This window comes from Rhodovulum sp. (assembly GCF_011048875.1).
Lineage (GTDB): Bacteria > Pseudomonadota > Alphaproteobacteria > Rhodobacterales > Rhodobacteraceae > Rhodovulum > Rhodovulum tesquicola.
The window spans coordinates 1-10,453 of record NZ_DSDD01000351.1 but is presented as its reverse complement, the minus strand read 5'-3'; the positions used below and the strand labels follow the sequence as shown (position 1 = coordinate 10,453).

Here is a 10,453-nt window from a genome sequence, read left to right as displayed (position 1 = left end):
ATGGGTTGCTCGGCCGCGAGGTGATCCAGGCGCTCAAGCACCTCCAGCACGCCCGCGGCAAGACGGTGATCTTCGTCGGTGTGCTCGAAAAGGTCACCGACGAGTTCGGCGCGACGACATGGCAGCCGCAGATGGAGGGCACGAAGGCCGGGCGCGAATTGCCGGGCATCGTCGATCAGGTGGTCTCGATGCAACTCTTCGGCCGCGACGCCAAGAGCGACTGGACTCTCGACGAAACCTCCGCCGAGCGCCGCCTCGTCTGCCGGTCCGGCAACCCCTGGGGCCTTCCCGCCAAGGACCGCTCCGGCCGCCTCGAGGTGACCGAGGCGCCCGATCTCGGCGCGCTGATCGCCAAGATCGACGGCCGCGCCCCCGCACACCCCGCCACCCCTTCCTGATCCAGACGCAAAGGACAGATCCATGAGCTATGATCTCAACGACGCCCAGCCGCAGATGGCCCCCATCGGCGAGCTGATCCCCGACGGCACCTTCGCCAAGGTCCGCCTGACCGTGCGCCCCGGCGGCATCGACGGCGCTACCGCGATGGACGCGAAGCTCCTGAAGGCCTCGCAGTCGAGCGATGCGAAGATGCTGGACTGCGAGTTCACCATCCTCGAGGGCCCACATGCCCGGCGGAAGTTCTGGCAGAGCTTCACCGTGGCGGGCGGCAAGGTCGACGAGAAGGGCCAGTCGATCGGCTGGAAGATCTCGAAATCCACCTTTCGGGCGATGGTCGACAGCGCTCTCGGGCTCGATCCCAGGGACGAGAGCCCCGACGCCAAGGCCAAGCGTGTGCTGCCCGGGCTCAAGCATCTCGACGGCATCGTCTTCGCCGCGCGCATCATGGTGGAGCCCGCCTCCAACCCCCAGTACCGGGACCAGAACCGGATCGCGAACGTCGTTCTGCCCGACGAGCCGAAGCATGCCGCCATCATGCGCGGCGAAACCGTGCCCCCGGAGCCCGTCAACGCTCCGCCGCGCAAGGCCGCGAGCGCGCCGGCGCCGGGATGGCAGGCGCCCGCGCCGGCATGGGGTGCGCAGCCGCAAGCGCCGTCCGCGGCTCCGGCCTGGGGCGCGCCGGCGCCGGCTCCGCAGCAGCCCCCGCAGCAGCCGTCGGCCCAGCAATCGCCCGCATCCCCGCCGTCCACGCCGGGCGCCGCGCCGGCGACCGGCATGCCCGCCTGGCTCAATGGCTGAGGCGCGGTCGGCAGCGTCGCGGCGGAGGTCAAACCGGCCTTCGCCGCGGCCCGAGGCCCGGCGCGATCCTGCCGGGCCGATGACCCCGGATGAATGGCAGGCGCATGTGACGCGCGAGGCGGCGCTGGAGATCGGACGATGGCTCGAGGCCCGAGGAAGACTGCACGCCCCCATCGCAAGCCTCAGCCTCGGCGACCTCGAAGCCATGGCCAGCAACGCGATCTCCCGCTGGATCGTGCTCCAGTCCGAAAAGCTCCAGAGGGCGGGCTGGCCGCCCGAGGACCCGATCGCGACATTCTTGCTCGGGTAGCTCTCTGCGCCGTCTGCGCCCGCGAGGCGCGCGGCTTCGGCTACTGCCACGGTCTCCGCTGGGATCGCCACCCCTACCACCGCTTCTGCTCGCGCCGCTGTCAGGACGTGGGCAGCGCCATCGCCCGAAGGAACAACGGCATGATCGACAAGACCGCGCGCGAGGCCCGTGCGATCCGCGATGCGCGGACGCTCTTCGCCGAAGCGCTCACCGACCTCGGGCTCATGGAGCCCTTCTTTCACCGCAGCGCCGAGGACATCGACCGCCTCATCGAGGCGGCGGTCACCGGCTACATCGACAGCATGCAGGACCAGGCCGAGCGCAAGGAACGCACCGGCACGGTCCTCGACGACCCCATTCCGTTCTGAGGGGGCGCACGATGATCGACCTGAACGACGACACGGCGGCCTGCAGCTGGAAACCTCTGCTCGAGGCTGCCGTCGAGAACGCCGTCACCGATTTCGAGATCGAGTTCTGCGATAGCCTCCGAGAGAAGCTCGCGCGGTTCGGCGACAGCGCCCGACTGACGGACGCGCAGTTCCACAAGCTGACCTGCATCGCGCAGGCCGGCGGGTTCTGGGAGCGCGAACGATGATCGACCTGAACCATGGCTCGGGGTGTCTCTACGGCGCCGGCGCGCCGCGCCCGCCCATTGCCGAAGCCGTGTCCGCCGCCATCGACACGGCGCTGTCCGCGCGCCACCGCGCCGAGCGTCCGCGCACCTATGTCAGTTCCTCGGGCCTCGGCCGCGACTGCCTGCGCCAGATCCAGTACGACTTCCTCGCGGTGCCCAAGGACGAGGGCCAGGAGTTTGCGCCGCGCACGCTCCGCATCTTCGAGGCGGGCCACAGGGCCGAGGATATCGTCGCGGGCTGGTTCCGGATCGCCGGGTTCGACCTGCGCACCGAGCGTCCGGACGGCCGCCAGTTCGGCTTTGAAGCCCTCGGCGGCCGCTTCAAGGGCCATATCGACGGCTGCCTCGTCTCGGGTCCCGTCGCGATGGACTATCCCGCGCTCTGGGAGAACAAGGCGCTCGGCGCGGCCAGCTGGAAGGACGTGGTCAAGCGCGGCGTCAGCCTCGCCCGGCCGGTCTATGACGCCCAGATCGCCCTCTATCAGGCCTACATGGAGCTGCCGGCGCCTGCGCTCTTCACCGCGCTGAACCGCGACACGATGGAACTGCACGCCGAGCTCGTGCCCTTCGATGCGCATCTCGCGCAGGAGATGTCGGATCGCGCCGTCGCCGTGGTGCGAGCCTCCGAGGTCGGGGAATGGCTGCCGCGCGCCGCCGCAGAGCCCACGGCCGTCCTCTGCCGCGGCGGCATGGCGGCCGGCAAGTGGCACGCGCCCTGTGCCTGGGCAGGCCGGTGCTGGGGAGAGCGGCGATGATCCCCGACGCCTATGAACTCAAGAGGATCGTCCGCGCCCATCGCGAGCGGTTCTGGTGCTCCGACCTTCTCGGAGCGGCGGAGTTCGCGCCGATCTATTTCTTCGACGATCAGGCCGCCTTCGATGGCGACAGCGTCGACCGCGCGATGACCCGGGTTCTGACCGGTCCGCTTCGGCTGCCGCACCCGTCCGTGATCTTCGAGGTGCGCGAGCAGCGCGCGTCTCCCTCAGGCCTGATCGTCTGCGCCCGCGCCGACGGCGACATCGTCGAGGCCACGTTCCTCATGCGCAAGCGGGCGCCGCGCGGCTGGACGGATTGCCTCGTGCGGATCTGGATGCATCCGGACGGCAAGGCGGAGATCGAGGGCAACCCGGCCGAGCGGAGCGACGAGACGGTCCGCGGTCACGGCGAAGTCGCCGCCGGCATCGTCTGGCGCGCGCTGACCATCCTCGGCGCCTCACCTGAAATCCGCGACCGCAAGGTGTCGCTTGCAAAACGGTCCCGCCTGGCCCGCGAGGGCGTGCGCGGATGGGTCTGGCGGCAAGTCGCCATCGATCCAACGCGCCTTCAGGCGGCGACGCCGCCGCAGGGCGGCAGTCACGCCAGCCCGCGCTGGCACCTTCGCCGTGGACACTGGCGGCAGCTGGCCGACGGGCGCCGGGTCTTCGTCCGCCAATGCGAGGTGGGCGATCCGAGCCGCGGCGGGATCGTCAAGGATTACGCAGTGGAGATGCCCCAGCCATGACCGAGTTCACCCCATCCGCCACGCAGGCCGCCGCGATCCGCGAGATCAAGGAGTGGTTCGAGACCCGCACAAAGCAGCAGCAGGTATTCCGCCTGTTCGGCTATGCCGGGTCCGGCAAGACCACAGTGCTGAAGTTCGCGCTCGACGAACTCGGGCTCTCGCCCCACCGCAGCGCGAAGGACGGCCGCTGCGTGCCCGGCGTCGTCACCGCCACCTTCACCGGCAAGGCCGCGCTGGTGCTGACCCGCAAGGGCACGCCCGCGCGCACCATTCACAGCCTGATCTACTCGGTGATCGAGTCGACCGAGGAGGAAATCGAGGAGGCTGCCCGCAAGATCGCGGTCGCCGAACGCGACGCGCTCCGTCTCACCGGGTTCGCGCGCACCACGGCCGATGCCGCGATCGAGGCGATGCGCCAGGGGCTCTCGGCGATGAAGCACCCGCGCTTCGCCCTGAACCCGCAGAGCGACGCCGCGGACGCCCGGCTCATCGTGCTCAACGAGGTGTCGATGGTCGGCGAGGAGATGGCGCGCGACCTGATGAGCTTCGGCAAGCCGATCCTCGTGCTCGGCGATCCCGGCCAGCTGCCGCCGATCCGGGACGAAGGCGCCTTCACCCGAGACGAGCCGGACGTGATGCTGACCGAGATCCACCGCCAGGCGGCCGAAAGCGCTATCATCCGTCTCGCCACCATGGCGCGCGAGGGCCGGCCCATCGGGTTCGGCGTCTACGACGATCATGTCGCCAAGCTCCGCAAGGGCGACATCACGCCGGAACAGGCGCTGCGCGGCGGCCAGCTGATCTGCGGTCTGAACGCCACGCGGCTGCAGATCAACAACGCCATGCGCGCGGCGGCCGGTCTCGGCGGGACCTGGCTGCCCACGGGGCCGGCCGAGAAGATCATCTGCCTGAAGAACCAGAACGATCTGGGGCTGATCAACGGGATGTTCGTGACGCTCGAGGACATCGTCGACGAAGGCAGCCTCTACTTCTCCGCCGTTGTCCATGACGAGGACGGGCGCCGCATCGGCGAGCCCTATGAGGACGGGCGCCCGGGCCGGCTGCACATCTACAAGGGGCATTTCGAAGACCATGTCGCCTACGACAACAAGCGCCATGACCGCGACTACAAGGAGAAGCGCCTGCTGACCGAGGCGACCTTCGGCTGGGCCATCACCGCGCACAAGGCGCAGGGCTCGCAGTGGGAGAACGTGATCGTCTGGGACGACAGGCTCGGTCGCAGCGAGATCGACCGCCGCCGCTGGCTCTACACCGCGATTACCCGGGCCGAGCGCGGGCTCGTCCTTCTGGCCTGAGGGGCGTGATGATCGACCTCAACGACATCGCGGTCCCGAAGACCCGCCAAGATCTCGCGGCAGTGAAGGAGCGGCTGGCATGCACCGCGGCCGACTGGCTGCCGGGGTTGTTCCCCGAGGCCCGGCTCGCGCGGGACCGTCGTTCCTTGCGCTGCGCGGACCTCTCCGGGCGCCCGCCACGCAAGGAGGGTTCCTGCACCATCCATCTCGACGGGCCCTATGCCGGCTGGGGCTTCGACTACGCCACCGGCGAGCGGGCCGGCCCCATCGACCTGATCGCGCAGGCGACCGGCCTCTGCGACGGCGCGCTCTTCGACGAGGCGGCGCGGCTCGCGGGGATCGACCACCCTGCACCGCGGACAGCGCCAGTGTCGCCGATGCGCGCGCGCCCAGATCACTCGGCCGAGATCGCGCGGCTTCTCAGCGGGGCCGTGCCGATCGCGGGTACGCTTGGCGAGAGCTATTTGCGCGCCCGCGGGGTCTCGGATCCCGGATCGCCCGACCTGCTGTTCCATCCCGATCTTCCGGACCTCGACAGCTGCCGTGGCTGGCCCGGCCTCATCGCGATCCTGCGGCTGCCGGACGGAACTCGCGCGCCGGGCATCCACCGCACCTTCCTGCTCGACGACGGCAGCGCCAAGGCGCCCCCGGGCAAGAAGATGCTCGGCAGCGTGAAGGATGCCGTGGTCCGGCTCTTCCCGATGCCGGAGGACGGCCACATCGGCATCGCCGAGGGCATCGAGACGGCGCTCGCCGCGCACGGGCTCTTCGGCACGCCGGTCTGGGCGGCGCTGTCGGCCGACGGTCTGGCGCGGTTCCAGTGGCCCGGGGGCGCCCGGCGCGTCACCATCTACGCCGATGCAGGAGATGCCGGCCGCCAGGCCGCCGCGACGCTCTCGGACCGCCTGAACCGGGACAACATCCCGAACGAGATCGTCGCGCCGCTGCATGGCGATGACTTCAACGACGACCTGCAGCGTGGTGCAGGCGCCGAGGATTACGCGCGACCGGCTGACACCACAGCGGAGCCGTAGGACAGGGATCCGGTAGAGCCCGAGACGGCCACGCCCGTCGTCGCCTCCGCCGACGATCCGGCGACGCTGATCGCCGCGGCCGAGGCGCTGACGAACCCGCCCGAGTTCGAAGCGCTGTCCACGCTGCTGGGGCGCATCGCGCTTGCAAAGCTCGACCCGCTGCCCGAACGCCAGATCCTCGCCCGGATCAAGACCGCCACCGGCATCGGCATGTCGGTCCTATCCCAACAGCTGGCCGAGCTCCGTCGCCGCGTGAACGCCACCGGCGATCCCAACGCGCCGATCCCGAAGCCCGCCTGGTTCAGACGTCTCCGGCTCGACCTCGCCGGTGCGCCCGAGCGCAACGAAGCCAACGTCATCGTCGCACTGACCTCCGATCCGGCATTTGCCGGCGTGCTCGCCTTCGACGAGTTCGGGCAGGAGATCGTGGTGCGCCAGCCGCTGCCTTGGCACAGCGTCGCGTCCCTCCCGCGCCCCTGGGAGGATGCCGACGACATCCGCACCGCCGAATGGCTGCAGCTGCGCGGCATCAACGTAGCGCCGGTGGTCGTGAGCCGCGCTGTTGGCGCCGTCGCACGCGAGCTGCGCATCCATCCCGTCCGCGACTGGCTCGACACCCTGACATGGGACGGCACGCCCCGGATCGAGACCTGGACCAGCACCTATCTCGGCGCCGAGCCCACAGCGTTCCATCACACCATCGGCGCGCTCTGGCTGATCTCGGCCGTCGCCCGCATCTACCGTCCCGGCGTGAAGGCCGACCACATGCTGATCCTCGAGGGGCCGCAGGGCGCGCGCAAATCCACCGCGATCAAGGTGCTGGCCGGCGAGGAATGGTTCACCGACGAGTTGCCGGAACTTGGCTCAAAGGACGCGGCGCTGCACATGCAGGGTGTCTGGATCGTGGAGATCGCCGAGCTCGACGCCATCGGCCGCGCCGAGGTCTCGCATATCAAGGCGTTCCTGACGCGGACCACCGACCGCTTCCGCCCGCCGTACGGCCGCTACACCGTCGAAGTGCCCCGCCAGTGCGTGTTCTCCGGTATCGTGAACCCGGACACCTACCTGCGCGACAAGACCGGCAACCGCCGATTCTGGCCGCTCCGCTGCGGCGCCATCGACATCGCGGCGCTCGCACGCGACCGGGACCAGCTCTGGGCCGAGGCCATCCACCGTTTCCGCGCCGGTGCGATCTGGTGGATCGACGACCCGGCACTGCTGGAGGAAGCCCGCGAGGAACAGGACCGCCGCTATCAGTCCGACGCCTGGGATGACCTGATCGAACACTGGCTGACGCACGAGATCCGGACCGTCTCAGATGGCTTCCCCGACTACGGCAACTCCCGGACGGAGAGCGTGCAGCGCGCCGAGCCACTGAAGGACATATCGGTAGGCGAGATCCTCGAAGAGGCGATCGGGCTCGAGCCAGCCCGCTGGACCCGCGGCGACCAGATGCGCGTCTCGGCCTACCTCAAGGCGAACGGCTGGGAGCGGTACCGACGGCGGGACGAGGGCGGCCGTGAGGCGCCGCGGGAGTGGCGGTATCGACGAGACATTGCGGCCTGATGATCGTCCCTACGTCGAAGCAATTAACACTTCAGACGCTCTCCAATGGATTATCTTCAGACTGCCAGGCGCAACTGCTGTGGGGCTTCTGCCCACTTCGAAGCCCGGTACTTTGACCATTCACGTTCTGCCATTTCGACATCCGAGATGACCAACGGTGCCTCGAGCTTAAGGACGTACGGGGCAGCCAATTCGCAATGGAAAGCTATCGGATAGATCGCGCCAGATGCCTCACGCGCAGTGTCGATGCTCACTATGGCGGTCACCTGAGAGGACCCTACAGGGTTTCCGGTCTTCACATTCCTCAGCGCCCCGATGGAGACCCATTCGGGCGATGCAAAGGACCGAAGCGGCTGCTGCGATTGGCAGACGAGCGCATAGTGCCTTGTCTTGCCGGGCGTATACCGGCTCGTGACCATCGAGCCCGATGGAATCTGGAAAGGCTCGCCATTTGCGCCGGTGGCTCGCGTCCACACAGCGATCTGATCGGGGCTCTCATCGCGTGCTTGCGCACGCGACTTTATTGGACTGAACGCGAGCATCGGCCGGCGGACCCGTTCGAACAGCGACGGCAGCGACGGAGCCACGTTGTTGCCAATGCCCCAGAGGAACACGCCACCATTCTGTCGTCGCTCTTGCTCCTTGCGAGCCAGGATTGCTTCGAAATCCTGCCCAGCTTCGGCACCGAACCTCGTCCAGCAAAACGCCCCAGGCAAAGGCATGGTCACCTCCCTCTTGGTTTCGTTCATTATTCATGTATATTCACCTTCATGCAAGACCTGCGGGAAGCACTGGGCGATTTCATGCGAGAGCGCGGCAACACGCAGTCGGAAGTCGCACGTGCGCTCGGAGTGAGTCAGCCAAGTATTTCAAGGGCCTTGAAGAGAGGACCGGTCAGGCTTGGTCCAGCGGCCAAGAAGATTCGCCAAGGTTTGTTGGCGGCGGCTTCTGCCCCGGAGTCCACCAAGCCTCATCCTGAATATTCGTCTATTCAGGATGAACGGGCTGGACTGAAGCGCATCACGGAACGGCTTCGGTCGCTTCCCGACATGGAGGCGGTTGCGCTGGACAAGATGCTGGCGGCGCTTGATGATTTTCTTGACGAATGGACTGGGGGTGACGCTTGAAGAGGACAGCTGAGAAGTTCAGGCAAGACCTCCGGACACTGGGTATATCCGGGCAGGCAGTTGATGCTGTTTGGCCAAGCTGGTGGAGCGACGAGGCAGAGCAGTCGAACTCGGCCCAGGTAGAGTTGCGCTTTACCGTTGCGCGCCGTCTGGGGCTTTCGCCGAAGTCGCTCCTCGGGGAGGAAGAACCGACTTTTGTCTGGAGGCACGAAGCAAAATTCAGGGGGCTTTCGACCTATGGAAGCAAGGAGCAGGCGGCCCTGTCGTCTTTCGGCATTTCCCTCGCGCGGATCTTGTCCAAGGGCGTCCGAGCGACTTTCGACGAGAGGGTAATTGGCCTCGATCCGCTTCGCCTGAGAGGAACCTTGCTCAGCGCATCACCCTTTGTGCGACTTCAGGATATTTGCGAGGCCTCGTGGGGGCTCGGCATACCGGTAATCCATCTCAGGGTGTTTCCACTTTCCGCCAAGCACATGGTGGCGATGTCAGTCCGACATGGCGATCATTTCGCGATACTGGTAGGCAAGGACGCGAAGTACCCAGCACCGACGGCCTACCACGTCGCCCACGAACTGGGCCATATCACCAGCGGCCATCTCGCGCCGAACGCGGCTCTGGTCGACATGTCCGAGCCGCTTGAGGAGAAAAGCCTCGACTCTGAAGAGCTCGAGGCCGACAGCTTTGCGCTACGTCTGCTAACAGGCCAAGCCTCACCGCAGATCGAATTCGACCAAGGGCCAGCCAACGGCGCTGTGTTGGCGGCAGCGGTGATGCGCGCGTCTGAGGACTCGAGGATTGAGCCCGGCACACTCGCTATGTGCTACGGCTACCAAGCGTCGGACTGGTCAACCACCTACGCAGCACTTGCAAGGATCTACGAGCGACCGGACGATGTCTGGCGGTTTCTTAATAGGATCGCGACGCGCTAACTGGACTGGGAGGCGTATTCGGACGACGAAACGGAGTACCTGCGGGCTGTGATGGGGGGCGTCGAGCTTGGCTAACGCCCTTGTGGACAATGACCTCATTGAGAAGATGGCCCGGTGGCAGTGTCTTGATCACCTTCCGCCATCCCTTTCTGTCGAGCACGAGGCCGTCCTGGTCCTCGGCGTCTTGCGGTATGTCGTGGGTGCGAGGCTCAGGAGGACCCACGGCGAGCCTGTGTGCAGACCGCTCATGGAGTTTCTCGACCTGGTGTCGGTTCTGGAGCCCTCGGAAGACGAAGTATCGCTGGCAGCGTCAATCGAGGAAATTTCGCTGGCGGAAGGCTTGGACATCGATGTCGGTGAGAGCCAGCTCTTCGCGGTGGCTCTGATGCGCGCGGAAACGATGGTCGCCACGGGGGATAAGCGCGCAGTATGTAGCTGCGCCGGGATCGAGCCGGATTTCCCTGAGATTGCAGGGCTGCGGGGCCGGATCATCAGCACCGAGCAAGTGCTCGCGCGACTTCTCGGCCTGCTCGACCATGGAGCTCTCCGCGCACGGGTCTGCGCAGACAAGAGCGCTGACAAGACCGCCGAGATCTGCTTCTGCTGCTCCAGTGAAGATGTGCCAGTCGCGGACGTGCTATCGGCGCTCGAAAGCTACCAAAAGGACCTCGCCAAGCGGTCGAAGCATTACACCTTGGCGAGTCTAGAGCGGCTCAGCCTTTCTCTGAATCGAAAGAGGATTCCCATACGGTGCGTTGTGTGATTCAGAATTCATACTGGTGAAGGAGGCCAGCATGGATGACGAAACCGTATTCAGACGACCTTCGGGAGCGTGTTGT

General features: G+C 66.9%; 14 protein-coding genes. 13 read left to right on the top strand and 1 reads right to left on the bottom strand.

All coding sequences use genetic code 11. The features are described from left to right. From ENN83_RS12355 to ENN83_RS12310, 10 genes are all read left to right on the top strand, one after another. Positions 1–398: AAA family ATPase (locus tag ENN83_RS12355; protein WP_287187423.1), on the top strand; the 398-nt coding region annotated here is incomplete at its 5' end. 22 nt (positions 399–420) lie between these two features. After that, the gene (locus ENN83_RS12350) at positions 421–1,197 is read left to right on the top strand and encodes a hypothetical protein (protein WP_287187422.1); all 777 of its coding nucleotides are present in this window, start codon (positions 421–423) and stop codon (positions 1,195–1,197) included. A gap of 79 nt (positions 1,198–1,276) precedes the next feature. Beyond that, the gene (locus ENN83_RS12345) at positions 1,277–1,507 is read left to right on the top strand and encodes a hypothetical protein (RefSeq protein ID WP_093359960.1); all 231 of its coding nucleotides are present in this window, start codon (positions 1,277–1,279) and stop codon (positions 1,505–1,507) included. 140 nt (positions 1,508–1,647) lie between these two features. Then, positions 1,648–1,875, top strand: a complete 228-nt coding sequence (locus ENN83_RS12340) for a DUF6511 domain-containing protein (RefSeq protein WP_287187417.1) — start codon at positions 1,648–1,650, stop codon at positions 1,873–1,875. Positions 1,876–1,886: 11 nt separating this feature from the next. Further along, positions 1,887–2,102, top strand: a complete 216-nt coding sequence (locus tag ENN83_RS12335; RefSeq protein WP_287187415.1) for a hypothetical protein — start codon at positions 1,887–1,889, stop codon at positions 2,100–2,102. After that, on the top strand, positions 2,099–2,896 hold the full coding sequence (locus tag ENN83_RS12330; protein ID WP_287187414.1) for a hypothetical protein: 798 nt from the start codon (positions 2,099–2,101) through the stop codon (positions 2,894–2,896). Before ENN83_RS12335 ends, ENN83_RS12330 begins: the two co-directional genes overlap by 4 nt. Beyond that, positions 2,893–3,642 carry a hypothetical protein gene (locus ENN83_RS12325; RefSeq protein ID WP_287187412.1) on the top strand — a complete coding sequence of 250 codons (750 nt, stop codon included), beginning with the start codon at positions 2,893–2,895 and terminating at the stop codon, positions 3,640–3,642. The genes ENN83_RS12330 and ENN83_RS12325 overlap by 4 nt, the downstream gene beginning before the upstream one ends. Continuing rightward, positions 3,639–4,958, top strand: coding sequence for an ATP-dependent DNA helicase (locus ENN83_RS12320; protein WP_287187411.1), 1,320 nt, complete (start codon positions 3,639–3,641; stop codon positions 4,956–4,958). The genes ENN83_RS12325 and ENN83_RS12320 overlap by 4 nt, the downstream gene beginning before the upstream one ends. A gap of 8 nt (positions 4,959–4,966) precedes the next feature. Next, positions 4,967–5,992: a toprim domain-containing protein gene (locus ENN83_RS12315; RefSeq protein WP_287187410.1), complete on the top strand. Its 1,026-nt coding sequence runs from the start codon at positions 4,967–4,969 to the stop codon at positions 5,990–5,992. Positions 5,993–6,202: 210 nt separating this feature from the next. Further along, positions 6,203–7,558 (top strand): virulence-associated E family protein, encoded by a 1,356-nt coding sequence (locus tag ENN83_RS12310; protein ID WP_287187409.1) that lies wholly within the window; start codon positions 6,203–6,205, stop codon positions 7,556–7,558. 56 nt (positions 7,559–7,614) lie between these two features. Here the strand turns inward: ENN83_RS12310 and ENN83_RS12305 are convergent, their stop codons facing one another. After that, the gene (locus ENN83_RS12305) at positions 7,615–8,307 is read right to left on the bottom strand and encodes a hypothetical protein (protein WP_287187408.1); all 693 of its coding nucleotides are present in this window, start codon (positions 8,305–8,307) and stop codon (positions 7,615–7,617) included. A 21-nt stretch (positions 8,308–8,328) separates the two neighbouring features. On the opposite strand from ENN83_RS12305, the gene ENN83_RS12300 reads away from it, so the two are divergent. From ENN83_RS12300 to ENN83_RS12290, 3 genes are all read left to right on the top strand, one after another. Continuing rightward, positions 8,329–8,685, top strand: a complete 357-nt coding sequence (locus ENN83_RS12300) for a hypothetical protein (protein WP_287187406.1) — start codon at positions 8,329–8,331, stop codon at positions 8,683–8,685. Next, positions 8,682–9,614 carry a hypothetical protein gene (locus ENN83_RS12295; protein ID WP_287187404.1) on the top strand — a complete coding sequence of 311 codons (933 nt, stop codon included), beginning with the start codon at positions 8,682–8,684 and terminating at the stop codon, positions 9,612–9,614. The genes ENN83_RS12300 and ENN83_RS12295 overlap by 4 nt, the downstream gene beginning before the upstream one ends. Positions 9,615–9,681: 67 nt before the next feature. Continuing rightward, positions 9,682–10,377 carry a hypothetical protein gene (locus tag ENN83_RS12290; protein WP_287187403.1) on the top strand — a complete coding sequence of 232 codons (696 nt, stop codon included), beginning with the start codon at positions 9,682–9,684 and terminating at the stop codon, positions 10,375–10,377. Positions 10,378–10,453: the final 76 nt, after the last annotated feature.